Annotated in this window: 21 protein-coding genes and 1 pseudogene; 11 read left to right on the top strand and 11 right to left on the bottom strand. The window is 58.6% G+C overall.

The genetic code is table 11. The annotated features are described in order from the left end of the window. Window positions 1–37: 37 nt before the first annotated feature. Together ACL2XF_RS08450 and ACL2XF_RS08445 are read right to left on the bottom strand one after the other, a co-directional pair. Complete coding sequence (locus ACL2XF_RS08450; RefSeq protein WP_410015099.1) at window positions 38–1,498, bottom strand: M20 family metallopeptidase; 1,461 nt, start codon at window positions 1,496–1,498, stop codon at window positions 38–40. A gap of 236 nt (window positions 1,499–1,734) precedes the next feature. Continuing rightward, window positions 1,735–2,100 carry a winged helix-turn-helix transcriptional regulator gene (locus ACL2XF_RS08445; protein WP_413728796.1) on the bottom strand — a complete coding sequence of 122 codons (366 nt, stop codon included), beginning with the start codon at window positions 2,098–2,100 and terminating at the stop codon, window positions 1,735–1,737. A gap of 148 nt (window positions 2,101–2,248) precedes the next feature. On the opposite strand from ACL2XF_RS08445, the gene ACL2XF_RS08440 reads away from it, so the two are divergent. The 4 genes from ACL2XF_RS08440 (at window position 2,249) to ACL2XF_RS08425 (ending at window position 6,482) form a co-directional block, all read left to right on the top strand. Continuing rightward, window positions 2,249–3,022, top strand: coding sequence for an SDR family oxidoreductase (locus ACL2XF_RS08440; protein ID WP_413728422.1), 774 nt, complete (start codon window positions 2,249–2,251; stop codon window positions 3,020–3,022). Between the two features lie 90 nt (window positions 3,023–3,112). After that, window positions 3,113–3,730: a glutathione S-transferase family protein gene (locus tag ACL2XF_RS08435; protein WP_410015097.1), complete on the top strand. Its 618-nt coding sequence runs from the start codon at window positions 3,113–3,115 to the stop codon at window positions 3,728–3,730. Between the two features lie 170 nt (window positions 3,731–3,900). Beyond that, on the top strand, window positions 3,901–5,514 hold the full coding sequence (locus tag ACL2XF_RS08430) for an inorganic phosphate transporter (protein ID WP_410015096.1): 1,614 nt from the start codon (window positions 3,901–3,903) through the stop codon (window positions 5,512–5,514). 194 nt (window positions 5,515–5,708) lie between these two features. Next, window positions 5,709–6,482 (top strand): DUF3750 domain-containing protein, encoded by a 774-nt coding sequence (locus ACL2XF_RS08425; RefSeq protein ID WP_410015095.1) that lies wholly within the window; start codon window positions 5,709–5,711, stop codon window positions 6,480–6,482. Here the strand turns inward: ACL2XF_RS08425 and ACL2XF_RS08420 are convergent. Beyond that, a complete protein-coding gene (locus tag ACL2XF_RS08420; protein WP_413728421.1) occupies window positions 6,436–7,086 on the bottom strand; it encodes a YceI family protein in 651 nt (216 codons plus the stop codon). The two genes, ACL2XF_RS08425 and ACL2XF_RS08420, sit on opposite strands and share 47 nt — an antisense overlap. A 239-nt stretch (window positions 7,087–7,325) precedes the next feature. On the opposite strand from ACL2XF_RS08420, the gene ACL2XF_RS08415 reads away from it, so the two are divergent. Then, window positions 7,326–8,348 carry a PfkB family carbohydrate kinase gene (locus ACL2XF_RS08415; protein WP_410015093.1) on the top strand — a complete coding sequence of 341 codons (1,023 nt, stop codon included), beginning with the start codon at window positions 7,326–7,328 and terminating at the stop codon, window positions 8,346–8,348. Between the two features lie 70 nt (window positions 8,349–8,418). On the opposite strand, the gene gap is transcribed toward ACL2XF_RS08415, so the two are convergent. Continuing rightward, window positions 8,419–9,420 (bottom strand): type I glyceraldehyde-3-phosphate dehydrogenase, encoded by a 1,002-nt coding sequence (gene gap, locus ACL2XF_RS08410; protein WP_413728420.1) that lies wholly within the window; start codon window positions 9,418–9,420, stop codon window positions 8,419–8,421. A gap of 201 nt (window positions 9,421–9,621) precedes the next feature. Further along, window positions 9,622–10,677 (bottom strand): alkene reductase, encoded by a 1,056-nt coding sequence (locus ACL2XF_RS08405; protein ID WP_413728419.1) that lies wholly within the window; start codon window positions 10,675–10,677, stop codon window positions 9,622–9,624. 241 nt (window positions 10,678–10,918) lie between these two features. Here ACL2XF_RS08405 and ACL2XF_RS08400 point away from each other — a divergent pair, with 241 nt between their 5' ends. Continuing rightward, window positions 10,919–11,779 carry a hypothetical protein gene (locus ACL2XF_RS08400; RefSeq protein ID WP_413728418.1) on the top strand — a complete coding sequence of 287 codons (861 nt, stop codon included), beginning with the start codon at window positions 10,919–10,921 and terminating at the stop codon, window positions 11,777–11,779. A 101-nt stretch (window positions 11,780–11,880) separates the two neighbouring features. On the opposite strand, the gene ACL2XF_RS08395 is transcribed toward ACL2XF_RS08400, so the two are convergent. Next, window positions 11,881–12,585, bottom strand: coding sequence for an SDR family NAD(P)-dependent oxidoreductase (locus ACL2XF_RS08395; RefSeq protein WP_413728416.1), 705 nt, complete (start codon window positions 12,583–12,585; stop codon window positions 11,881–11,883). Between the two features lie 175 nt (window positions 12,586–12,760). On the opposite strand from ACL2XF_RS08395, the gene ACL2XF_RS08390 reads away from it, so the two are divergent. From ACL2XF_RS08390 to treY, 4 genes are all read left to right on the top strand, one after another. Further along, the gene (locus ACL2XF_RS08390; protein ID WP_413728415.1) at window positions 12,761–13,687 is read left to right on the top strand and encodes a LysR family transcriptional regulator; all 927 of its coding nucleotides are present in this window, start codon (window positions 12,761–12,763) and stop codon (window positions 13,685–13,687) included. Window positions 13,688–13,915: 228 nt separating this feature from the next. After that, complete coding sequence (locus ACL2XF_RS08385; RefSeq protein WP_413728414.1) at window positions 13,916–14,824, top strand: EamA family transporter; 909 nt, start codon at window positions 13,916–13,918, stop codon at window positions 14,822–14,824. Window positions 14,825–15,001: 177 nt separating this feature from the next. After that, entirely contained in the window at window positions 15,002–16,789 is a 1,788-nt protein-coding gene (treZ, locus tag ACL2XF_RS08380) for a malto-oligosyltrehalose trehalohydrolase (RefSeq protein WP_413728413.1), read from the top strand. Then, complete coding sequence (gene treY, locus ACL2XF_RS08375; RefSeq protein WP_413728412.1) at window positions 16,786–19,320, top strand: malto-oligosyltrehalose synthase; 2,535 nt, start codon at window positions 16,786–16,788, stop codon at window positions 19,318–19,320. Before treZ ends, treY begins: the two co-directional genes overlap by 4 nt. Before the next feature lie 113 nt (window positions 19,321–19,433). Here treY and ACL2XF_RS08370 read toward each other — a convergent pair. The 3 genes and pseudogenes from ACL2XF_RS08370 to ACL2XF_RS08360 form a co-directional block, all read right to left on the bottom strand. Next, window positions 19,434–19,529: pseudogene (locus ACL2XF_RS08370) on the bottom strand (type II toxin-antitoxin system death-on-curing family toxin); the annotation flags it as partial. Then, window positions 19,528–19,749 (bottom strand): type II toxin-antitoxin system Phd/YefM family antitoxin, encoded by a 222-nt coding sequence (locus ACL2XF_RS08365; protein ID WP_410015084.1) that lies wholly within the window; start codon window positions 19,747–19,749, stop codon window positions 19,528–19,530. The pseudogene ACL2XF_RS08370 and the gene ACL2XF_RS08365, both read right to left, overlap by 2 nt. 252 nt (window positions 19,750–20,001) lie before the next feature. Then, window positions 20,002–20,469, bottom strand: coding sequence for an NUDIX hydrolase (locus ACL2XF_RS08360; protein ID WP_410015083.1), 468 nt, complete (start codon window positions 20,467–20,469; stop codon window positions 20,002–20,004). A gap of 378 nt (window positions 20,470–20,847) precedes the next feature. Between ACL2XF_RS08360 and ACL2XF_RS08355 the strand changes: the two genes are divergently transcribed. After that, window positions 20,848–21,120 carry a DUF3811 domain-containing protein gene (locus ACL2XF_RS08355; protein ID WP_410015082.1) on the top strand — a complete coding sequence of 91 codons (273 nt, stop codon included), beginning with the start codon at window positions 20,848–20,850 and terminating at the stop codon, window positions 21,118–21,120. A gap of 63 nt (window positions 21,121–21,183) precedes the next feature. Here ACL2XF_RS08355 and dcp read toward each other — a convergent pair whose 3' ends face one another. Together dcp and ACL2XF_RS08345 are read right to left on the bottom strand one after the other, a co-directional pair. Beyond that, entirely contained in the window at window positions 21,184–23,244 is a 2,061-nt protein-coding gene (gene dcp / locus ACL2XF_RS08350) for a peptidyl-dipeptidase Dcp (protein WP_413728411.1), read from the bottom strand. A gap of 146 nt (window positions 23,245–23,390) precedes the next feature. Continuing rightward, window positions 23,391–24,431 carry an NAD(P)-dependent alcohol dehydrogenase gene (locus tag ACL2XF_RS08345; RefSeq protein ID WP_413728410.1) on the bottom strand — a complete coding sequence of 347 codons (1,041 nt, stop codon included), beginning with the start codon at window positions 24,429–24,431 and terminating at the stop codon, window positions 23,391–23,393. Window positions 24,432–24,554 lie beyond the last annotated feature (123 nt).

Here is a 24,554-nt window from a genome sequence, read left to right as displayed (position 1 = left end):
TTAGCGTTTAATCGGCAGCCGGCCACAATGGCGCTCATCAGTGGCTGCCGGGAAAGGGAGGCATGACATCGTCGGGGATCGGATTGATAAACGGCGTACCGTTCAACTGGCGCAGATGCTCTTGTTTCGCCGCCGCGATAAGCGCCGGCTGCTTTATGAGGCTGATGGCCGTGCTGGCCATGATTTTGGCCGCATGGGTCAGGCCTTTGTGGGCCAGCGTGGATTTGCCCTGCGCCACCAACTGCCACGAGTGCCCGGGGGTGCCGATGGTATAGGTGGCGCTTTGCGCCTGCACGGTCGGGACCACCCAACTGACCGAACCCACGTCGGTGGAGCCGATCATGGTGCTGGCCGGCCGATCCAGGGGCAGCACATAATCGCACAGCGTTTCCCCAGGCGCCATGGCCTTGCCCGCGCGGTGAAACGCGCTGTGGATTTCCTCGGCGGACATGGTTTGCTGAAACCGGGCCGCATAGGCGTAATCGGCCTCATCAAAGCCCGGTCCGCCGAGCAGTTCAAGGTGCGACTGCATCAGTTCTTCCAGCACCGGGTTCGCCACCAGATTGGCATCGCCGCTGAGGATATTGCGTTTCATGGTGGTTTCGGTCATCAGCGCCGCGCCCGCGGCCACTTTGTCGACCCGCGCCAGGAGTTCCAGCAGTTCGGGCAGGGTACGGGTACGCACCAGATAACGCACGGTCGCCTTCGCCTGCACCACATTCGGCGAAAAGCCGCCTGAATCGGTAATGGCATAATGGATGCGCGCGCTGTTCGGCATATGTTCGCGCAGGTAGTTGACGCCCACGTTCATCAGCTCAACCGCGTCCAGGGCGCTGCGGCCCAGGTGGGGCGTGGCCGAGGCGTGGGAGGCGCGGCCGTGAAAATGGTAGTTGATTTCATTGCAGGCCAGGGAATTGGGCTCCTTGACGCAGTTAAACGCGCCGGGATGCCAGCAGATGGCGATATCCACGTCATCAAACAGGCCGGCGCGCACCATAAAACCCTTGCCCGCGCCGCCTTCCTCCGCCGGACATCCGTAAAAGCGCACCCGGCCGGCGATGCCCTCGGCGGCCAGGTAATCCTTGACCGCCGTCGCCGCCAGCAGCGCGGCGGAACCCAGCATATTATGACCGCAGCCGTGGCCGTTGCCGCCTTCTTCCAGCGGCAGCGGCTGGGTGGCATCCGCCTGCTGGCTCAGGCCGGGCAGGGCATCGTATTCGCCGAGAATGGCAATGACCGGGCCGCCCGCGCCCGCTTCGCCCATCATGGCGGTCGGCAGGCCGGCGACCCCCTCGGTCACGCGAAATCCCTGCGCTTTCAGGATCTCAAGATGCGCCCGCGAGGATTTTATTTCGGTGTAGTTCACCTCGGGCGTGGCCCATATCCGATCGCTGAGATCGCAAAATATCGTCTTTTTCTCATCAATTAACGACCAGATCTGATGCAACAACGCGTTGTCGACGGTCCCTTTCTCTTCATTGATAGTGCGCAACGGCATGACAGCGATCCTTAAACGGCAGTGAATGAAGTTATCTATACATGTACAACTGCAAAGCAAGATCGAGGCCAGTTATGTTCGCCGCGCGCAGGGCGCCGCCGCTGCGCAAGCGGCCCGGGGTGGCATTAAGGGAAAGGGGGGTGTACTAAAATGAGGCAGGCGGGCGGGCGGTGCGCGATAAGGGTGCAACGGCGCGCGACAATGCGGGATAAGCGTGCAACGCTGCGGATCCCGCCTTAACCGACATCCGCCGCATTCTGCGCCGGCGCTGATAAATGCTCGCGCTGCTCCGCCCAGGTCAGCAGCGCGTCAAGGGCGGGACACAGCGCCTGTCCCCATGCCGACAGGCGGTATTCCACCTTCGGGGGTACCTGGGGATAGACGTGGCGCAGCACGATGCCGTCGCCTTCCAGCTGACGCAACTGCTGGGCCAGCATTTTCTGCGATATGGTCGGGATCAGTTTCTCCAGATCGGAATAGCGTCGTACCTGTCCGCCGAACAAATGAAACAGGATCACCAGCTTCCAGCGGCCTTCCAGCAGCCGCAGTACGTTTTCCACGCCGACGGCGGCGGTCACGGGCGTATAGGTGTGCTTTACCATTTGGTTAGTCACTTACTTTTTCGTGCGTTCTTGCGGTAAGGAAAGTATATGGCGATACTCGCGCTATGGCAACGTGATGTGCGGTCACGATGAAAACGGCGCATTTGTTTCGTCGCTGAGGCACGCTTAATACACCGGAGAGCATCTTATGGATTTAGAACTGAAAGACCAGCGCGTGCTGGTTACCGGCGGCACCAAGGGTATCGGCGCCGCCGTGGTCGCGCTGTTCCGCCAAAGCGGCGCTAACGTGATAACCACGGCGCGTACCCGCCCGCCGTCGCTGCCCGACGGGATGTTCGTCGCCGCCGACGTGACGACGCCCGCGGGCTGCGGCGCCGTCGCCGCCGCCGTTAACGACAGGCTGGGCGGGGTGGATATTATCGTTCATGTCCTGGGGGGCTCGACGGCCCCGGGCGGCGGCTTTGCCGCGCTGGGAGATGATGAATGGCATCAGGCGCTTGATCTCAATCTTTTCCCGGCGGTACGGCTCGATCGCGCCCTGCTGCCCGGTATGCTGGCCCAGGGCCGCGGGGTGATTATCCACGTCACGTCTATCCAGCGCCAGCTGCCGCTGCCCGAGTCCACCACCGCCTACGCGGCGGCGAAGGCGGCGCTGTCCACCTACAGCAAGAGTCTCTCGAAGGAAGTCAGCCCCCATGGCGTACGCGTGCTGCGGGTTTCCCCCGGCTGGGTCGAAACCGAGGCCGCGGTGGCGATGGCGCAAAGGCTCGCCGCACAGGCGGGAACCGATTATGACGGCGGTAAACAGATTATCATGAAGTCGCTCGGCGGCATCCCGTTGGGCCGCCCGGCGCAGCCCGGGGAAGTGGCCGATCTGATCGCGTTCCTGGCTTCCGCGCGGGCGGCGTCGATTACCGGCGCGGAGTATGTTATCGACGGCGGGACGGTGCCCACCGCCTGATGACCATCGGGTACGCGGCGCCGGGCCATTTTGCTTATTTCGCGCTACAGTTATCACCATCAACCACGTTATAGCAGGCATGAGGTGATCATGTTCACACTGTATGGCGCGCCGGGCGCGGGATCGGCAATTGTTGAAATCATGTTCGCCCTGGCGGGCGAGCCTTATCAATGGGTAAATGTCGACGGCTATGATCGGCCGGGCGCGGCCCGGGATACCCTGGCCGCGCTCAATCCTTTATGCCAGGTGCCGACGCTGGTGCTGGACGACGGCGGCATCATGACCGAAAGCGCCGCCATCGCGCTGCTGCTGCTCGATAGCCACCCCCATCTGGCGCCGGCGGCCGGCACCGCGGATCGCCGGCAATTCTACCGGTTGCTTGTTTGGCTGGTGGCGAATGTCTATCCCACCTTTACCTATGGCGATTATCCGGAACGCTGGGCGCCAGGGCAGCCCGGCGAACTGGTCGCCAGCACCGACCGCTACCGCGAACGTCTTTACCTGTGGCTGGAAACGCAGCTGGGGGCGGGGCCGTATTTATTCGGTGACGTTGTAACATTAATTGACGCTTACTGGCCGGTGCTTGTCCATTGGGGGCCGAGAAAACCCTGGTTTAAACAGCATGCGCCGCGGCTGTTCGCCATGGCAGAACACGTAGGCCGGTTACCCGAATTACAACCCATCCTGAAAGCCAATACCCTGGTGTAGGCGGGGCCGGCGCCGGCTGTTCAGCCTGTTGCGCCGGCGGCGCGGCGCTTAATGGCCGCCCGGTAAATCGGCCGTCATCAAAAATTCATCTTAACCCTGAATAATGACCCGACACGCTCAACATGTCGTTGACAGGCATCCAGCACGAGAATGCGAGACAGGGGATTATTATGAGTGATAATAGCGCTGCCCGATCCAGCCTTTCCTTTGACAGCGGCAAACCCAAAATTTACCAGAAAAACAGCCGATCGTCCGTGGTGTTATTCGTCTTGCTGCTGGTGCTGGGCATCGCCTTTGCCGGCGTCAATCTGTTTAACGATGTTTCCGATGCCGGCGCCACTTATACCAGCTATGTGCCGTTCTTATTGCTGGGGCTGGCGCTGTTAATCGCCCTGGGCTTCGAGTTCGTCAATGGCTTCCATGACACGGCCAACGCCGTGGCAACCGTGATTTATACCCATTCGCTCTCGCCCATGGTCGCCGTGATCTGGTCCGGGTGTTTCAACTTCCTCGGAGTGTTGCTGTCCAGCGGCGTGGTCGCCTTCGGCATCATTTCCTTGCTGCCGGTGGAATTAATCCTGCAGGCGGGAACCGGCAGCGGCTTCGCCATGGTCTATGCCCTGTTGTTCTCGGCCATTATCTGGAATCTCGGCACCTGGTGGCTGGGCCTGCCGGCGTCCTCGTCCCATACGCTGATTGGCTCCATTATCGGGGTGGGGGTCGCCAATGCGCTGATCCACGGCCGTACCGGGACCAGCGGCGTGGATTGGTCGCAGGCCATAAATATCGGCTATTCCCTGCTCTTATCGCCGGTCATCGGTTTTGTCTTTGCCGCGCTGCTGCTGCTGGTAATGAAAGTGCTGGTTAAAAATCGCGCGCTGTATACCGCGCCGCAGGGGAATTCGCCGCCGCCGTTATGGATACGCGGCCTGCTGATTTTAACCTGCACCGGGGTGTCGTTTGCCCACGGCTCCAACGACGGCCAGAAAGGGATGGGGCTGATTATGCTGATCCTGGTCGGCACCGTGCCGATTGCCTACGCGTTAAACCGCTCGATGCCGCCGGAACAAATACCGCGCGTAGCCGCGCTGGCGACGGCCACGCAGCACGAACTGCTGCGCCAATTCCCCGCCGGCGGCCCCCAACCGGCGGCCCGCGCCGTCCTGACCGGCTATGCCCGCACCAACACCCTGACGCCGGCCGTCATTCCCGCGCTCGCCGGCCTGGCCGGGGCCATTGGCGCCGAACTGAAACAATATGGTTCGGTAAACGAGATACCGGCCCGGTCGGTATCCAATACCCGTAACGATATGTACCTGGCTTCGGAAACCATTAAGCGCCTGAAATCGGAAAAACAGCTCAATCTCTCCCCTGGCTCCAGACAAAACCTGGACGCCTTAAAACACGAACTGGACGGCGCAACGCGTTATATCCCGTTCTGGGTCAAGGTGGTGGTGGCCATTGCCCTGGGTCTGGGCACCCTGGTGGGATGGCGGCGTATCGTCGTCACGGTGGGAGAAAAAATCGGCAAGACGCACCTTACTTACGCCCAGGGCGCCAGCGCCGAACTGGTGGCCATGACCACCATCGGCGCGGCGGATGCCTTCGGGCTGCCGGTGTCCACCACGCATGTTCTGTCATCCGGGGTCGCCGGGACCATGGCGGCCAACAAATCCGGCCTGCAGATGGGCACCCTGCGCAACCTGCTGATGGCCTGGGTATTGACCCTGCCGGCGTCAATCCTGCTTTCGGCCGGGCTGTACTGGATTTTTAATCACTTCTGAGGCGCCTTGCCGCCGGGAAAACACCCACCGTAATTATCCTCTCGCCCCGGTTGCCGAAAACATCTCGCTGCCGGGGCCATCCTGTCCGCCCCGCTGATGCGTATATTTTGTACACGCGCGCATAAGCGCTTATATTATTCCTGACATGCCCCTTATTACCCCTAACCGGGGGTCGGCCGGCTGACAAAGGATATATGGGCTCTCTAAAACTACTCAGTATTGGGTTTCTCTGCGTGTTATTACTGTCTTTCGGGCAGAGTCTGGCCAAGGCAGCGCTGGCGGGCGACGTTTTTTCCGGCGGCGATTGGCGGACGGCACGGCGCGATTCCACCGGGATGGCGCCGGATCCGGTACAGCTGCGCGACACCGCCATCGTGCAAATCTATGCCGCGCCCACTTTTGGCTGGCGTGGACTCGTGGCCGTCCATCCCTGGATTATTTTTAAGCCGGCGGGGGCCAGCCAATACAGCCGCTACGAGGTCATCGGCTGGGGCGGGATTGACGCGGTGCGTCGTAATTACACCCTTCCCGACGGATATTGGTTCGGCGCGCGTCCGACGCTGCTGGTGGATCATCGCGGCGCCCATGCCGAGGCCATGATCCCGCGTATTGAAGCGGCTATCAAACGCTATCCCTATGGCCGCACGTACCGCAGCTGGCCCGGCCCAAACAGCAACACCTTCCTGGCCCATATCGGCCGGGAAGTGCCGGAGCTCAAGCTGGACCTGCCGGCCAATGCCATCGGCAAGGATTTCCGTTCCTTGACCCATCCTGTCGGGTTGCCTCCTTCCGGCAAAGGCCTGCAGGTATCGTTGCTGGGCGTGCTGGGCTTTACCCTGGGCGTGGAAGAGGGCGTCGAAGTCAATATCCTGGGATTAAACCTGGGGGTGGATATTCTGACGCCGGCGCTGCGGCTGCCGTTTATCGGCCGGCTTGGCCTGGGCAAACAGGAAAAGGATGACAGCTGACAACGGCAAGGGATGATGCGGGCGTGCCGGATGGCACCGAGGGGTCGGGCAGGGTGACCATGATATGAATGGCGATCCGATCGCTGACCATGGGAATAAAGCGCGTCATGGCAAAGGCCGACCGCGCAATGGCGGTGTCGGCATAAAAGGTCAAATGGCGTTCGCCGGACCGGGGGTCGTTAAGGGAGACCAATTTTGCCGCCAGGATAACCGGGTGGCTAATGGTCTTGATTTGCAAGGTGCCGAACACCTTATACTGGTCTTTGCCATCCGCCACCACGCGGCTGCTGGTAAACGTCGCGTTGGGGTAGCGGGCCTGATCGAAAAATAGCGGACTTTTAAGCTCAGCGGACAGTATCCCGTTATGGGCATCAATATTGCCCACGGGGATAGTCACTTCCACCCGGGCATTGCCGTCCTGCCGGGGATTAAGGTCCAGCCGTCCGGTTATGCCGGTAATATCCGCATGGGAATTGCCCGCGCCCAGGACTTTCCACGATAAGACCACGGCGGTGGGTACGGTATTGATGTCGTAGTGCAGCGGGGCCGCCGCGGCGGCGGCGCAGACTAACAATAACGGTAATAGCGATAGAAAGCGCGGCATGGGTAAATCCTCAACGAGGGCAACTGGGGAGTTAACACCTCAGGCGGCGCTTTTATTCATTTTATCCACCCAACGCCGTCCCGCCCTGGCGTTCAGGCCGCCGCGGCCAGGGGAACGGCGCCCTGGCGTGGTTAATTTTTCGCCAAATACAGCGTTTTTTTACCTTTAATCAAGCTTGCGCCCGCTTTTTATCTGCATAGTGTCGTCTGTAAAAATCATTTAAGGATACGGAATAAAGCATGAAAGTATTAACGTTGGGAGAAATGATGTTGCGATTGAAGCCGGTCGGCAACAATCGCATTATGCAATCAGATGTTCTGGAAGCAACCTATGGCGGCGCCGAGGCCAACGTGGCCGTGTCCTTAGCCCTGTTAGGCGACGAGGTGGCCTACTTAACCAAATTACCGGCTAATTTGCTGGGGGAAACCGCGCTGTCGACATTGCGCAAATACGGTGTCGATACCACGAAAGTCCTGCGCGGCGGCAATCGTTTAGGCATTTATTTCCTGGAAAAAGGCGCCAGCGTGCGGTCCACCAATGTGGTCTATGACCGGGCGGGCAGTGCTTTCGCCGAGGTCACACAGGCGGAATTCGACTGGGACGCGATTTTCAGCGATATCGATTATTTTTATTTTTCCGGCATCACCCCGGCCATTTCAGCCGAATTAGAGCGGATTGTCACCGCCGCCTGTGAGTATTGCCAGGCCCATGATATCCCGGTTATTTGCGATATGAATTACCGCGGTAAAATGTGGTCGCCTGAAAAAGCCCAGCGCGTCATGTCGACGCTGATGCCCTATGTCGCGATTTGCATCGCCAATGATGAAGATTTCGCCGCAACGCTCGGGATTGATGCTTTTGACGGCGATATGTCGCGTGGCATCGATCAAAAAGAGTCCTTCAAAGAGGGCATGCTGGCGGTAACGCAAAAATACCCGGACTGTAAAATCGTGGCCAGCGTCTTGCGCAACATTCATTCCGTGGAAGACAGTCAATGGATGGGCCTGTTGCTGAAAGACGGCGCGTTTTACGAGTCCACCGCCTATAAGATGCATGTCATGGAAGGCGTCGCGGCGGGCGATGCGTTTGGCGCCGGCTTAATGCATAGCCTGCTGCATAACTTCGCCGCCCAGGAATGGATTGATTTTGCGATTGCCGCCAGCGTCTTAAAACTGACCGTCAGCGGCGATTTAAATCTGGTGCACGAATCTGAAATCCGCGCGGTAATGAAAAAAGGCGGCGGGGCGAGCCTCAATCGCTAACCGACGGTCTGGCTTGATTCACCCTCTCCTTGACCTTCTCCTGCGGGGGACGGCGGGGAGAGGGCGAAAATCAGTACGCCGCCACTTTATCCAGCACCCGCACCAACTGGGTGACGAAGCCGTACTCATTATCGTACCAGGCGACGGTTTTCACCAACTGCACATCGCCCGCCTCGCTGATTTCCGTTTGGGTCGCGTCGAATACCGAGCCGAAGTGGGTGCCGACGATATCGGAAGACACAATCTCCTCGTCGGTATAACCGAAAGATTCATTCCCCTCGGCCGCTTTTTTCATGGCGTCATTGACTTGCTCGACGGAGACTTTTTTCTCCAGCACCGAAACCAGTTCCGTAACCGAGCCGGTAATGGTCGGCACTCGCTGGGCATGGCCTTTGAGTTTGCCCTTTAATTCCGGGATCACCAGGCCAATCGCCTTCGCCGCCCCGGTGGTATGCGGGATAATATTTTGCGCCGCCGCGCGCGAGGCGCGCAGGTCTTTTCCGCGCGGGCCGTCGACCAACGACTGGGTGCCGGTATACGCGTGGATGGTGGTCATGGTGCCCACTTTGATGCCGAAACTGTCGCTCAGGACTTTAGCCATCGGCGCCAGGCAGTTGGTGGTGCAGGACGCGACGGAAAGAATCCGGTCTTCCGCCGTGATGGTGTCGCAGTTGACATTAAAAACAATGGTTTTCATATCTCCGGCCGGCGCGGAAATCAGTACTTTTTTCGCTCCCGCGTCCAGGTGGGCCTGCGACTTTTCGGCGGAGGCATAAAACCCGGTGGATTCCACCACGATTTCCACGCCAAGGGTGCCCCAAGGGATATTCTTGGCGTCTTTTTCGGCATACACGATGATTTTTTTATCGTTAACGATAATCGCGTCGTCGGTATAATCCACCGTACCGTCAAAATGGCGATAGCTGGAATCATGCTTTAACAGATAGGCCAGGACCTTAGGCGAGGTAAGATCGTTGATGGCGACGATCTCTACTTCGCTGCGGGTTTCCAGGATGCGCCGCAACACCAAACGTCCTATACGGCCAAAACCATTAATACCAATCTTTTTCATCTCATAATCCTCATATAAATATGTCGGCTATCTAGCAAAAGATCAAAACTGGCACCTGCCTCCTGTGGAGTCAAGATGGATAAATTCTGAAAGCCAGGCCGTTATCCAGCGGCGCTGCGGATCCTGCGCACGGCCCGCCGCCGGTCGCCGGACGGCGGGTTTATGCTGTGGCGGCTGCTTGAGACGGCATCCCCGTTGCCTTCAGGCCAGGGCGGGGTAATCGGTATATCCGGTGCCGCCTTCGGCATAGATCGTCTGCGGGTTAAGCGGGTTAAGGGCGGCGTTTTGCTTAAAGCGCCGCACCAAGTCGGGATTGGCGATATACAGGCCGCCAAACGCCGCCACGTCGGCCTCGCCCTGGCTTATCAACGCTTCGGCGGACGCTTTGGTTAAGCCTTCATTGGCAATCCAGGCACCGGAAAAAGTTTTCCTTAAGTCCGGTCCGAAACGGTCCGGAAAAGTCAATGACTCACGGGCGAAGATAAACGCCAGCCGCCGTTTATTCAGTTCCTCGACCACATAGCTGAACATGGCTTTGGGATTGGAATCATGCATTGAGTAAGAGCTGGACATTAAATTAAGATGCACGCCAAACCGTTCCGCCGGCCAGACCGACAATAAGGCATCGACGGTTTCCAACAGAAAACGCGCCCGGTTGGCGATGGTGCCGCCGTATTGATCGGTGCGTTTATTCGAACCGTCATGCAGGAACTGATCAAACAGATAACCGTTTGCCGCATGGATTTCAATGCCGTCAAAGCCGGCGCGCCGGGCATTTTCGGCCCCACGGCGGAAATCCGCCACGATGCCGGCTATTTCTGCGGTTTCCAGTGCGCGGGGGACCTCGTAGGGTTTTTGCGGCCGCAGCACGGAAACATGGCCTTCCGGCGCGATGGCGCTTGGCGCCACCGGCAATTCTCCGTTCAGATACACCGGATCGGATATCCGTCCCACATGCCATAACTGAATGACAATTTTGCCCCCGGCCTGGTGCACCGCGTCGGTCACCTCGCGCCAGGCGGCCACCTGTTTTTCCGACCAGATTCCCGGCGTATTGGGATAACCCACGCCCTGGGGCGATACCGACGTGGCTTCAGTCAGGATAAGACCGGCGCTGGCGCGCTGGACATAGTACTCTTTGGTGATGGCGCCGGGGCTGCGCTCGTCGACGGCGCGCATGCGGGTAAGCGGGGCCATGACGATACGATTGCTCAGTTCAATGGCGCCGATATTAATGGGGTCATACAAGGTTGGCATAGGTTTTCCTGTCGCTATATCAGTCATTTATTGGTTTCATTCTAAACCCTAAATGATGAGCAGGGTGTTACTGCATGTGCGGTACGCCATCCCCATTCGGCCGGGCAATTACCCGTCATCGCGGGCATAAAACCATAAGCAGATTTCTCCTAGTTCACAGGCCGGCGCATTCATCTCAATATCGATTTCTGTTATATTGGCGATCTAGATCACAAAAAGCACTAAAGGATGATACCGCGCTATGATCAACCGTTTCACCCTCGCCGCCATTGCGGCTGCTTTTGCGCTGACCGGCTGCGTAAAACACTCATTTGACGAACCCGCGGCTGACAAACCTGCGGCAGACTTTACCACTGGCCCGACGCTTGTCACCGTGACGCATGTGCCCGCCCGCACCGCGGATGGCGCGACCATCTATGTTACCGTCGACGGCAGCGACGCCGGCGCTCTGGCCACTGGCGAAAGCGTAGCCCTGCATGTACCGCCGGGCAAGCATCAGATCGGCGGTTACGCCCGGTCGCTGGTTGGCCATGTCACCATTCCGCCGGTGCAGATCACCACCACGACCACCAGTGCGAAACACATCGCTTATACCGTAGTGAAGAGCAAACCGGTGTTTACCGAACTGAAAGACGATCCGGTCCCGCAGACGACGGCGGCGCAGACTAGCGCAACGCCGCAGACGGCGGCGGCACCGCAGGCAACCGCGACGCCGCAGGCAACGGAAACATCGCAGGCTACCGCGACGCCGCAGACGACAGCAACGCCGCAGACAACGGAAACATCGCAGGCTACCGCGACGCCACAGACGACAGCGACACCGCAAACAACGGAAACATCGCAGGCTAGCGCAACACCGCAGACGACAGCAACGCCGCAAACAACGGAAACATCGCAGGCAACCGCGACGCCGCAGACGACAGCAACGCCGCAGGCAGCGGAAACATCGCAGGCAACCGCGACGCCGCAGACGACAGCAACGCCGCAGGCAACGGAAACATCGCAGGCAACCGCGACGCCGCAGACGACAACAACGCCGCAGGCAACGGAAACATCGCAGGCTGCCGCGACGCCGCAGACGTCCGAGACATCACAGCAATAACGCAATGCCGGCGGCACCGGCCCCGGGTTATCGCCTCAATTCAGGTTACGATAAACGAGGGCCGGCGCTGGAGAAGGCGGCGTGATAGCGATGGCGTTGACTCACCAGGGGACGGTTCTTCCCAGATAGTCCAGATAATGTAATCCCGTACGCCCGGCACAGGCCTCAATGGTGTTAAGCAGGGCCGGGATGCTTTCTTCGATAGTCAGCCGCGCTTCCGGCCCCCCCATATCCGTGCGCACCCATCCCGGCGCCATCAGCAAAAACGTTCTGGGATCGCCCTCGTGGCGCGCAGCAAAGCTGCGCATAAACATATTCAGCGCCGCTTTGCTGCCCCGGTACACATCGTAATGACCATTGGTGTTATTGGCGAGGCTACCCTGGCCGGAAGACATGACGCCGAGGGTACCCGTCGGCGGAACAAGGTCCTCAAACGCCTCGATAACCCGCATCGGGCTCAGCGCGTTCGTTACCATCACGCGAATAAACTCATCGGTCGACACGTCCGCTATCGTTTCCCGATCGCTATTTTTGACGCCGGCATTGACAAAAAGCAGGTCAATGCGCCGATCGCTGAGCCGAACATGTAACGCATCGATCTGCTGGGGCAGCGTAATATCCACGGTCTCTACTTCAAGTGAATCAGGAAAGCGTTCAGCAAGATGGAAAAGACGGTCAGCAGACGAGGCTCGCCCGGTGGCTATTACTCTACAGCCGCGTTTCAGCGACTCTTCCGCCATCGCAAAGCCCAGGCCGCGGGAGGCGCCGATAAGAAGGACCGTCTTTTGGGAAGGTGGTGTTGGCATGCTTTATTTCCTCTGCGTGTGCGCTGCCTGGCGATAAGCTATCCATCAATGCAGCTATTGACGTTGGATGCAGTCACTATATCCCTGCGCAATACAGGGCGGAAGACGCAGCATTTGCACTGATAACATGCATTCAACGCCTTCCCTCATTTTTCCGGCCGGGATACAATGCTTCATGACTGAACCCGACCTCAATTTACTTATTGCGCTGGATGCGCTGCTGGCTGAGACCAGTGTGGCCGGCGCCGCGCGCCGGCTTGGATTAAGCGCCTCGGCCATGAGCCGCACGCTTGGCCGCCTGCGCGCGGTCACCGGCGATCCTTTACTGGTCAGGGCAGGGCGCGGCATGGTATTGACGCCCTATGCCGGGGAAATACGGGCGCGTACGCAACGGACGGTAGCGGAGGCGCGCGCCGTACTGCGGCCTGCGGCGTCGGAACTGAATTTAGCCACGCTTGACCGCACCTTTACCCTGCGCGCCAACGATGGTTTTGTCGAGGCGTTTGGCGCATTGCTTATCGCCGCGGCGGCGACGGCGCCCCACGTGCGGCTGCGTTTTGCGCCCAAGCCGGAAAAGAGTCCACGCTATTTGCGGGAAGGACTGGCCGATCTTGAGATAGGCGTAGCCGAGGCCATGGGCCCGGAAATACGGTTACAGACGTTATTCAGGGACCGGTTCGTGGGCGTGGTGAGAAAAAACCACCCGCTGGCGCTGGAGCCTAAGGTCACCGCCGGTCTGTATGCGTCTTTCGGGCACGTGGTCGCCTCCCGCCGGGGGCGGATTGCCGGGCCGGTAGACGAAGCGCTGGCCGAATTAGGCCTAACGCGCAAGATCGTGGCCGCGGTGCCGAGCTTTCCCGCCGCGCTGGCCGTGGCCCAGGCGTCCGACCTCGTGGCGCTGCTACCCGCGTCATTTCTCATCAATCAACCGGTTATCACTATCATGGGCGAGCCGGGCTCGCTCTGTCTTTTTGAGCTTCCTGTAAAAACCCCGGGCATTACGGTATCGCAGATGTGGCATCCGCGTTCAGAGGTCGATCCGGCCCATCGCTGGCTAAGGCAAATGGTGCTGAGGGTCTGTCGCCAGCAGTTGCCGGAGTGAAACCGCGCGGCACGGCAATCAATCCCTTTACGTTGGGTAACCTTACTTGGCATGGCCGCCGTAACCCCAAACCCTTGGCGCCCGCGATTTCCTAACCGACTGTACTGTTTTATTTCAATGCCATCTGTATGTATAAATGAAGTTGTTTTACAGGTACTTTAATTTAATGGGTAAATGGTGCAAATTGCATAATCAGCTTAAATATCATTAATATTGAAGGAACCGGGGATGTCTGTAAAAGATACGCTGTTGGCACTGTTGGTGGTCATAATCTGGGGCGTTAATTTTGTCATTATCAAAGTCGGCCTGCACGGAATGCCGCCTTTCCTGTTGGGCGGCCTGCGGTTTCTGCTGGTGGCCATTCCGGCCATTTTTTTTATCCCCGCGCCTAAAATCCCCCTGAAATGGCTGGCGCTCTATGCGTTGACCATCAGTTTCCTGCAGTTCGCCTTCCTGTTTTGCGCCATTAATATCGGCATGCCCACCGGCATTGCTTCGCTTATCCTTCAGTCACAGGTATTTTTCACCATCATCCTGGGGACGATTTTCCTGGGGGAAAAAATCAAGGCCATGCAAATCCTGGGTACGCTCATTGCCGCGGCGGGCATGGCGGTGCTGGTGGAAGGCGGCATGAGCAACGCGTTGTCCGCCATTCCTCCGCTCGGTATGTTATTGACGCTGACCGCCGGCCTGTGCTGGGCGCTGGGCAATATCACCAATAAAAACATCATGACCGCCGCGCCCAACACGCCGATTCTGTCGCTGGTTGTCTGGAGCGCCTTGATTCCCGTTATTCCTTTTTTAGTATGCTCGTGGATCTTCGAAGGCCGGCAGACCATCGTCGACAGTCTCGTGGATATTAAGGCGCCCACGGTATTTTCACTGATTTATCTGGCCTTTATTTCCACTATTATCGGCTATGGATTGTGGGGCGCGCTGCTCTCCCGCTATGAAACCTGGCGCGTCACCCCTTTCGCGCTGCTGGTGCCGGTGGTGGGATTAACCAGCGCCGCCCTGATATTGGGGGAGTTGCTCAATATCCTGCAAATCATCGGCGTTGCCGTTATTATGCTGGGCCTGTTGATCAATGTTTTCGGTTCCCGCCTGATAAACCGATGGCTGGCGCCCCAGGTCTAAGGGCGCCTTACCCTTAACGCGCCCACAGCCGGCGTCGCGCCATAACCGCTGCCTGTCGCAGCGGCACATCACTTCCTGCATAATCGTCTATGATTGTTCTACGTGAAACTCGCATCACCGGCATAAGACGGGGCGGTATCGTCCATTGCTTACTTCCGGGTTAAACGAGGCAATTGAATGAAATCCAAATCATTTACTAAAAGCTGGGGCGCCGAATACGTCGCCGCCGGCGTCGTTCGCTTTCGTCTCTGGGCGACCGGACAGGACAAGGTGACGCTCAGGCTTTCCGGCGAAGACAGGGCGATGAACCCGAGCGGCGACGGCTGGTTTGAGCTGGTGGTCACCGGCGTTTCCCCCGGCGCGGAGTATCATTATATCCTTGCCGACGGCACGGCCGTGCCGGACCCCGCCTCCCGCGCCCAGAAGGCGGATGTCGACGGTCCTTCCCTCGTCATCGACCCGGCGCGTTACCGCTGGCGGAATACGCAATGGCGCGGCCGCCCGTGGGAAGAATCGGTCGTCTACGAGATGCATATCGGCACGTTCACGCCGGAAGGGACGTTCCAGGCCGCGATCGATAAGCTGCCTTATCTGGTCGAAACCGGCATCACCATGATCGAGGTCATGCCCGTCGCGCAATTCGGCGGCAGCCGCGGCTGGGGCTATGACGGCGTGCTGCTCTACGCGCCGCATTCCGTCTATGGCGCGCCGGAGGATTTCAAGGCCTTTATCGATGCCGCCCATGGCCATGGTCTCTCGGTGGTGCTGGATATCGTCCTTAATCATTTCGGGCCGCAGGGCAATTACCTGCCGCTGTTGGCGCCGGATTTTTTCCACAAGGAGCGCAAGACGCCCTGGGGCGCCGGCATCGCCTATGACGTTGCCGCGGCCCGCCGTTATATCGTGGAAGCGCCGCTCTACTGGCTGGAGGAATTTCACCTTGACGGCCTTCGCTTCGACGCGATAGACCAGATCGAGGACAGTTCCGCCAAGCACGTGCTGATCGAGATAGCCGAGCGTATCCGCGCCGGCATTACCGACCGGCCGATCCATTTGACGACCGAGGACAGTCGCAACGTCATTTTCCTGCATCCGCGCGGGGAGGACGGCTCCGTACCGCTCTTCACCGGCGAGTGGAACGACGACTTCCACAATGCCGTCCACGTCTTCGCCACCGGCGAGACGCATGCGTACTACCAGGACTTTGCCAGGGAGCCGGAAAAGCTGGTCGCCCGCGTTTTGGCGGAAGGTTTCGCTTATCAGGGCGAGGTCTCTGCGCAGACCGGCAGGCCGCGCGGCGTGAAAAGCACGGGACAGCCGCCGGCGGCCTTCGTCGATTTCATCCAGAACCACGACCAGGTGGGCAACCGCGCCCAGGGCGAAAGACTGATTGCGCTGGCCGGCGCCGACCGTACCCGGGTTCTGCTCGCCGCGCTGCTTTTCTCGCCGCATATCCCGCTGCTTTTTATGGGCGAGGAATATGGCGAGACGAATCCCTTTTTGTTCTTCACCGATTTTCATGGCTCCCTCGCCAGGGCCGTGCGCGAGGGCCGCGCGCGTGAGTTCGCGGGCCATGCCGGCCACGAGGGCGAAAGCGTGCCCGATCCGAACGCGCAGACCACCTTCGAGATGTCGAAACTTGACTGGAAAAAGCGCGATAGCGGGGCGGGCAAAAGCTGGCTGGCGCTGACCAAAGAATTATTGGCGCTGCGCCAGAAACAGGTGGTGCCGTTGCTCGGCACCGCCCGCGGCGATGCCGGCCACGTGGTGCAGACCGCGCCGGGTTTCCTTGCCGTCACCTGGACCTACCCGAAAGGCACGCTGTCCATCGCGCTCAATATCGGCAAAACACCCCAGCCGCTTCCCGACCAGCCGGGCGAGACGATATTCGCCTGGCCGAAAGCGGCAAATGACCTGCCGCAAAACGCCATTATTGTCCGTGTTGCCCCGGGAGACGCAAAGTGAAGATTCCAACCGCTACCTACCGTATTCAGTTCCGCAACGGCATGACCTTCGACCGCGCCGCCGGCCTGGTGCCTTATCTTAAGCGGCTCGGCATCAGTCATCTCTATGCCTCGCCGGTCTTTACCGCCACGTCCGGCTCGACCCACGGCTATGACGTCACCGACGCCAACGAGATCGATCCTTCGATCGGCGGCCGGGCAGGTTTCGATCGCATGGTAAAGACATTGCAGGGCGCGGGGCTTGGCCTGATCCTTGATATCGTGCCGAACCACATGGCCGCTTCGCTGGAAAATCCGTGGTGGCGCGATGTGGTAGAGAAGGGCAAAAACAGCCGCTACGCCCGGCATTTCGACATCGACTGGTCCGAGCGCCTGACCTTGCCTTTCCTCGGCGATACGTTCGAACGCGCCCTGGAAAACGACGAGATTGCCGTAAAGCCCGACCCGAAAACCGGCAGGCCCGCTTTCGCCTATTACGACACCTTCTACCCGCTTGCCGCCGAAACCTGGCAGGGCCGCGAGGTCGAGGTGCTGAATCTCACCGACAAAGGGGCGATTGCCCGGCTCCACGGGCGCCAGCCCTATCGGCTGATGTCCTGGCGCGATGCGCCGCGCGACCTGTCCTACCGGCGTTTTTTCGAGATAACCGGCCTCGTGGGCGTGCGGGTTGAGGACAAGGCCGTGTTTGACGATACGCACCGGCTCATCCTCGAGCTGGTCCAAACCGGCGCGGTCGACGGGCTGCGGGTGGATCATGTGGACGGGCTTGCCGATCCGAAAGCCTATCTTGAGCGCCTGCGGCAGGAAGCCGGGCCGGACTGCTATATAACGGTGGAAAAAATTCTCGGCAAGGGCGAGCAGATCCCGCCGGACTGGCCGATTTCCGGCACCACTGGTTACGAATTCATCGCCGCGCTCTCCGATGTGTTGGTGGACGATGAGAAGATAGACCTGCTGCGGCAGGCCTATGACGATGTCGTGGGCAGGCCTGTGGATATGAAAGCCGAACTGCGGGCGGCCAAGCTGCTGATGGTGGACAGGAATTTCGCGGGTGAATTTACCACGCTCCTCAAGCTGGTGATGGCGATCGCCGGGATGGAAAGGGTGGCGCTGGATGAAAACGCCGCCCGGTCGGCTCTGCGCGAGCTGTTGGTCGCCTTCCCGGTCTACCGCACCTATGGCACGGCGCAAGGGCTGCCACCGGCGGGCGATGAGATGCTGCGCAAGGTGACTGGAAAGGTGAAAGCCAGCGTGAACGCTCCCGACCCCGGGGCGCTCGATTTCCTGACCCGCCTGCTCGCGGGCGAGGTCTCGGATATCGCTTCCGGCGAAGCCGCCACTTTCCGCACCCGCTTCCAACAGTTGACGGGCCCGCTGATGGCGAAATCGGTGGAGGACACGCTATTCTTCCGGCAGAACATGGAGCTGGCCCTGAACGAAGTGGGCGCCGAACCGATGCCGCGCGCCTTCTCGCTCGACCGCTTCCACGCGGAAATGCAAACGCGGCTCGAACGGCAGCCGGATGCGCTGTCAGGCACCTCGACCCATGATACCAAACGCGGCGAGGATGCCCGCGCACGGCTATATACGCTCACCGAAGCGCCGGAGCGCTGGGCGGAATGCGTTGCCCGCTGGCGCCGGATGAACCAGGCCAGCGTCGCCGTGCTTGACGACGGCGCGGCGCCAAAACCGGCGGTCGAATGGATGATCTTCCAGGCGCTGGCCGGTGTCTGGCCGGTGACGCTCGACCCGCAAGACGGGAAGGGCCTGCAGGCGCTCGAAGAGCGGTTTCTGGCCTTTGTGGAGAAGGCGCTGCGGGAAGCAAAACTGCGCACTGACTGGAATGACAGCAACGACGCCTATGAAAAAGCCGTGCTCGACTATGTCCGCCATCTGCTCTCGCCGGCCAACCAAACATTTTTACAGGATTTCACCGGCGCGCTGCAGCCCTTTATCCGCGCCGGCCTGATCAATAGCCTTACGCAGACGGTCATCAAGCTGACGGCGCCGGGCGTGCCGGATATCTACCAGGGTAGCGAAGCGCTGAATTTCAGCCTCGTCGATCCCGACAACCGGCGAGAACCGGATTTTGCCGCCCTTGAACGTCTGCTTGCCGGGAGCGAAAAACCTGTCGTCGCCACGGAGGAGGGCTGGCTTAGCGGCCAATTGAAGCAGCATATCATCGCCAGGATCCTGCCTTTGCGCCGGCAGAAGACGGCGCTGTTTCGCCGCGGCGACTATTTGCCGCTCACCGCCTCCGGCAAACAGGCAGAAAACGTCATTGCCTTCGCCCGGGCGGAAAGCGACGATGCGCTGATCGTTATCGCGCCTCGCCTTGTCTTCGGTATGCTGTACGACAATCCGGCTCAACTGCATCAGCAACGCTTGACCCAGGCGGAAATTGCTTTGCCCGGGCGGCTCGCCAATAGCCGCTACCGCGATATTCTCAGCGGAAAAGAGATCTTCCTGACCGATAGGATAGACTTGGAATCCGTTGACTGCCGTTCGGCGGTGATATTGTTAAAAATTTGATTTTATAGATATAACATCGTGGCACTCCAAGCCTTCGGCTATCACTGCGGGGGGCTCGGGTATAAGGTGGCGCCCTATGCCGGGCAACCGGTGAATGGCGCACCTGCCGTGATTCAGCTATGATCCAGGCGCTCACGCAGGCACTGCGCCAGTTGGTCAACCGTTTTCACGCCGGTCGCCGCGTCGACCGTTAGGTTCTCCAGCGTATCAACGGTCAGTCAGCGCCTGGACAGTATGTGCGTGACGTTGCATGAGGGCGTCGAATTCGGCATCCAGTTTGGCATTTTGATAAGCGTCGAATTCTGCTTTGCTGATCAGTATGGCGGCACTGCCGTCCCGGCGGGTGATTTCAACGGGTTCGCCCTTTAACGCAGTATCCAGTACGGTGGAAATTTTGGCCCTGGCCTGGGTCGAGGTATAGGTTTGCATGGATTGTTCTCTTAAAATGTACATGTCTGGTGTACATTCAAACTGTACATGTTTTCATGGGTAAACGCGTAGGGGTATTATAGGCGTAGTGATGTGAAAGGGCTGGTTACGAACGTAGCGCGCGTATATCGTTGAGACTCATCCTTCTTATTTAACATAATATACATTATGCGCACCAAGATGACTTCATGTGGATGCTGGATTTCGCCTTGCCTCATCAGGCTAATGCGTATTTGCCGGCATCCCGTCTTACTATGGATGTCCGCTCTCAATATCCACTCCAATCGATTTCACCATCTCAGCAATATTCTGCGGGTAAACGGCTTCGTTCATTGCGCTCAATTCTTCGGCATGCCACCAGTAGCGCCCGCTGATAACACTCTTTTCGTTACTGCTCCAATTCACAATGCTTATGTCATGGTCAGTCACTCGCACCAGGTAAAACTTTTCCTGGGCTGCAACCATTTCACCGCTCGGTAACTTCATTACAAAATTTCTTTCTGCCACACACCGGCCAACGTCGCTGCGTATGATACCGGTTTCTTCCCATAATTCCCTGACGGCTGCTTGCTCATATGTCTCACCTTGTTCAACGCCACCGCCTGGCGTTGCCCAGTATGAGGTTCCTGCCAGCGCATCCGTGCGGTGCATAAACCTAAACAGTAAAATGCGTCCGCAAGGATCGATAATCAACAATCTGGATGCTGGCCGTGATGTCATCTTTTCTCCTGCATGCCGTGCTCATAAACCCGTAATTTTGATCGCGCTACGTGAAATCTGAGAAACCCTGGCTACGGTTATACAGCAAATATAGCGCAGCGACAGGGTTCGACAAATGACCCAGGACGCCGCAACAGCAGTTCACGCACGCTTTTATTCCCTGTATCTCAGGCCGGACAAATCGACGGCCCCGCAGCCCGCAGCCCGGAGCTTGGGCTGCCATGGCCATATCATTGGCCATCATTTAACATAATGTTGAGGTCTGATCGCGTTTGTCGCTTTTCCGCCAGGCAGTTTGCACATTAAATGAGGTTTTTACTGAGACTACGCCAACTTTCCTTTACAATGGTAGTCCTTTCCCTTTTCAGGCCGACATTTATGCTCATTCCCAAGCTGACGCAGCAAGACATGACGGAAAGCGAACAACGCCAACTTAAGACCCTGCTCGACCAGGCTAAAAAAGCCAAAGGACTTCCTCTCTCCAACTCAGAAACCAACCATGTCAAGGATGATTACATCGCCCAGCTGATGGCTGAACGTGAGATCATTGCCAAACAGGTTCGGGTAGTGAAACGTCAGAAGAAGCTAAAGCCTGACATTTCAGCCACTTATGAATGGACTGCCAATATGCATTCGCGTGGTAAACGTTAACGTCGTGTTTAAGGTCTAAATCAATCACTCAGGGCGAGGACCTTCCCCGCCCCTGGCACTGCTTTACTCCTGTAAACCACGATTAACCAGCATGGGCGTTATATCGGGTTCCTTGCCACGCCAATCCTTATACACCTTGGCCAGGTCCTGGCTATTGCCTTTTGACAGCACCTCATCACGAAAACGCTGCCCGTTGCGCGCCGTTAACCCCCCCTGTTCCGTAAAGCCCGCAAAAGCGTCATCCGCCAACATTTGCGTCCACAAATAGGCATAATAGCCGGCCGCATAACCGCCGCCCCAGATATGCTGGAAATAACTGGAGCGATAACGCGGCGGGACATAAGGCAGGTTGACGTTGAACTCAACCAGGGCGGCGGCTTCAAACTCGGCTACCTGTTGCTCCGGCAAGCCGGCGCTCAACGTATGCCAGCGCATGTCCAGGAGCGCGGCCGCCAGCAGTTCGGTCATTTCATACCCTTTATTGAAACGTGACGCCTTTTCAATTTTTGCCAGCAACTCGTCGGGCATTGGCGCGCCGGTCTGATAATGCCTGGCATAATTAGCGAAGACTCGGGGTTCGTCGGCCCAGTGTTCATTGAATTGGGAGGGGAACTCGACAAAGTCCCGCGGCGTCGACGTACCGGAAAGACCCGGATATTCCTGGCTGGCAAACAGGCCGTGCAGGGTATGGCCAAATTCGTGAAACAAGGTGACGACGTCATCCCAGGATAACAGGGCGGGTTGCCCCTCGGCGGGCTTGGCGAAATTGGCCACATTATAGATAACCGGCCGGGTACCCAGAAGCAGGGATTGGTCGACAAAATTGCCCATCCACGCCCCGCCGCCCTTATTGTCGCGCTGAAAATAATCCGTATAAAACAGCGCCATGGACGCCCCGTCCTGGTCGAAGACTTCATATACCCGGACATCGGGATGGTAAACCGGAAGATCGGCGCGCGCCTTGAGGTCAATACCGTACAGCAGACGGGCGGCGTAAAATACGCCCTGTTCCAGCACCCGGTTCAGCTCAAAATAAGGTCTGATCTGCGCGTCGTTAAGATCATATTTCATTTTGCGCACGCGATCGGCGTAAAACTGCCAATCCCACGCCGCCAGGGTAAATTTATCCTGGCCGCTGTCGATCAGCGCCTGGATATCGGCGGCTTCCCGCCCGGCCCGCGCCGTGGCGGCGGGCACTATGCGCGTCATAAACTCCAGCGCCGCGGCCGGCGTCTTCGCCATCTGATCCTGCAGCGCCCAGGTGGCATAGTCGGGAAAACCCAGCAGGCCGGCCTGCTCGGCGCGCACCTGCGCCAGCCGGAGAAGAATGGCCCGCGTGTCGTTGCCGTCGCTCTTTTCCGCCCGTGAAATGGAGGCGCTGAACAGCGCCTGGCGGGTGGCGCGCCGTTCCAGGGTTTGCAACTGCGGTTGCTGGGTGGTGTTTTGCAGCGCCAGGAGCCAGCGTTCGCCAAGATTGCGCTCATTCGCCGCCTGCCGCGCCGCCGCAATCTCCTGCGCCGACAGCCCGGCGAGTTGGCTGATATCGTCAACCAGCAATGCGCCCTGTTTGGTGGCATCCAGCAGCCGATGAGAAAACTGCGTGCTTAAGGTCGCCGCTTCCTGATTGAGTGTGGAAAGCCGTTGTTTTTGCGCCGCGGATAATTGCGCCCCGGCCAGGACAAAGCGCTGATAAGTGACGTCGATAAGCCGGCGCGATTCGGCGGAAATCGTCAGGGATTCCCGCTGGTCGTACACAGTTTTCAGGCGGCTGAACAGCCTGGCGTTAAATTTTATCGCATCGTTCATCGCGGCCAGTTTCGGCGATTGTTCCTCATCAATGCGCTGTAGCGAATCGCTGGTATTCGCGGAGGTCATGGCGCCGAATACGCTCATGACCCGCTTTAATAACGCGCCGGAGCGCTCCAGCGCGGCATAGGTATTATCGAAGGTCGGCTCGTCGCGCCGTGCGGCAATATCATCAATCTCCGCGAGATAGGCGCGCATGCCCTCCTCGATTGCCGGTGTATAGTCGCTTTCCCGGATCAGGTCGAAGGGGGGCGCCTGGAAAGGCAGCTGGCTGGGCTGGTAAAACGGATTTTGCTGCTGAAGGTGATTGTCGCGCATGTTCTGCTCCTGCCGAATCGGTCGGTAAACCCTGATCCCATGCTAGCACGCCCCAGGTGAAAAGACAGTCTTGCCCCCGTCCTGAAGAATATGGGCAAAAAAAAAATGCGCCGAAGCGCATTTATACATGTGGGCATCAACAGCCGTTACAGGGAGGCCATATCGATGACGAAACGATAACGCACATCGCTTTTTACCACCCGCTCATAAGCATCATTGATTTGCTGGATATTAATCTTTTCAATATCGGAAACGATATTGTGCTCGCCGCAAAAATCAAGCATCTCCTGGGTTTCCTTAATCGAACCGATGCCGGAACCCGCGAGACTGCGGCGCCCGCCGATCAGGGCCGCGGCGTGCAGCGGCACCTTCTTTTCCGGCAGGCCGACCAGGACCATGGTGCCGTCGATTTTTAACAGCGACAGATAGGCGCCCCAGTCGATTTCCGTTCCGACGGTGCAGATTATCAGATCAAAGGTGCTTTTTAACTTCTCGAAGGTGGCCGGATCCTGCGTGGCGTAATAATGTTGGGCGCCCAGACGCAGACCGTCCTCTTTCTTAGACAGGGTCTGGCTGAGCACGGTCATTTCCGCGCCCATGGCTTTGCCCAGCTTCACACCCATATGGCCTAAGCCGCCAAGACCGATAATAGCCACTTTTTTACCCGGCCCGGCCTGCCAGTGACGCAATGGCGAGTAGAGGGTAATGCCGGCGCAGAGCAAGGGAGCCGCCGCGTCCAAGGGTAAATTATCGGGAACCGACAGCACATAACCCTGCTTGACCACGATATGGTCGGAATAGCCGCCCATGGTTGGCGTTTTGCCGTCGCGCTCCACGCTGTTATAGGTTAATACCAACCCTTCCCGGTATTGTTCTAAATCCACATCGCGCTCGGCGCAATGGGTGCAGGAATCCACAAAGCAACCGACGCCGACCCGATCGCCTACGTTAAACTTTGTCACGCCGTCGCCTGCGGCGACCACCTCACCCACAATTTCATGGCCGGGCACCATGGGGAATATAGCCCCGCCCCACTCGTCCCTGGCCTGGTGAATATCCGAATGGCAAACGCCGCAGTAGGCGATTTTGATCACGACATCATCGGGGCCGGGGGCGCGTCGCTCAAAAGAGTAAGGCGTAAGAGGCGCCTTGGCGCTAAGCGCGGCATAACCTTTAGCTTTAGACATATGACAAACTCCGGGTTGCTTGATAAAGGAGATGGCGCAGGTTCGCCATGCATCCACAGATGCCCTATTCTGCCAGCAATCATCCTGGATAGGGTAGACGATTATTCTTGCGTTATTGCCTGA

This window comes from Sodalis sp. RH19, from assembly GCF_047324215.1.
In the GTDB taxonomy this organism is placed as follows: Bacteria; Pseudomonadota; Gammaproteobacteria; order Enterobacterales; family Enterobacteriaceae; genus Acerihabitans.
Note: the sequence above shows the minus strand (reverse complement) of the source record. Positions and strands in the feature narration are given on the sequence as shown.

Coding starts and splice junctions, on each gene's coding strand:
- treZ (WP_413728413.1), top strand. CDS start 15,002: ATGAAATCCAAATCATTTACTAAAAGCTGGGGCGCCGAATACGTCGCC.
- gap (WP_413728420.1), bottom strand. CDS start 9,420: ATGAAAAAGATTGGTATTAATGGTTTTGGCCGTATAGGACGTTTGGTG.
- ACL2XF_RS08345 (WP_413728410.1), bottom strand. CDS start 24,431: ATGTCTAAAGCTAAAGGTTATGCCGCGCTTAGCGCCAAGGCGCCTCTT.
- ACL2XF_RS08420 (WP_413728421.1), bottom strand. CDS start 7,086: ATGCCGCGCTTTCTATCGCTATTACCGTTATTGTTAGTCTGCGCCGCC.
- ACL2XF_RS08405 (WP_413728419.1), bottom strand. CDS start 10,677: ATGCCAACCTTGTATGACCCCATTAATATCGGCGCCATTGAACTGAGC.
- ACL2XF_RS08365 (WP_410015084.1), bottom strand. CDS start 19,749: ATGCAAACCTATACCTCGACCCAGGCCAGGGCCAAAATTTCCACCGTA.
- ACL2XF_RS08435 (WP_410015097.1), top strand. CDS start 3,113: ATGTTCACACTGTATGGCGCGCCGGGCGCGGGATCGGCAATTGTTGAA.
- ACL2XF_RS08450 (WP_410015099.1), bottom strand. CDS start 1,498: ATGCCGTTGCGCACTATCAATGAAGAGAAAGGGACCGTCGACAACGCG.
- ACL2XF_RS08385 (WP_413728414.1), top strand. CDS start 13,916: ATGTCTGTAAAAGATACGCTGTTGGCACTGTTGGTGGTCATAATCTGG.
- ACL2XF_RS08395 (WP_413728416.1), bottom strand. CDS start 12,585: ATGCCAACACCACCTTCCCAAAAGACGGTCCTTCTTATCGGCGCCTCC.
- ACL2XF_RS08425 (WP_410015095.1), top strand. CDS start 5,709: ATGGGCTCTCTAAAACTACTCAGTATTGGGTTTCTCTGCGTGTTATTA.
- ACL2XF_RS08355 (WP_410015082.1), top strand. CDS start 20,848: ATGCTCATTCCCAAGCTGACGCAGCAAGACATGACGGAAAGCGAACAA.
- ACL2XF_RS08415 (WP_410015093.1), top strand. CDS start 7,326: ATGAAAGTATTAACGTTGGGAGAAATGATGTTGCGATTGAAGCCGGTC.
- ACL2XF_RS08390 (WP_413728415.1), top strand. CDS start 12,761: ATGACTGAACCCGACCTCAATTTACTTATTGCGCTGGATGCGCTGCTG.
- dcp (WP_413728411.1), bottom strand. CDS start 23,244: ATGCGCGACAATCACCTTCAGCAGCAAAATCCGTTTTACCAGCCCAGC.
- ACL2XF_RS08430 (WP_410015096.1), top strand. CDS start 3,901: ATGAGTGATAATAGCGCTGCCCGATCCAGCCTTTCCTTTGACAGCGGC.
- ACL2XF_RS08445 (WP_413728796.1), bottom strand. CDS start 2,100: ATGGTAAAGCACACCTATACGCCCGTGACCGCCGCCGTCGGCGTGGAA.
- ACL2XF_RS08360 (WP_410015083.1), bottom strand. CDS start 20,469: ATGACATCACGGCCAGCATCCAGATTGTTGATTATCGATCCTTGCGGA.
- ACL2XF_RS08400 (WP_413728418.1), top strand. CDS start 10,919: ATGATCAACCGTTTCACCCTCGCCGCCATTGCGGCTGCTTTTGCGCTG.
- ACL2XF_RS08440 (WP_413728422.1), top strand. CDS start 2,249: ATGGATTTAGAACTGAAAGACCAGCGCGTGCTGGTTACCGGCGGCACC.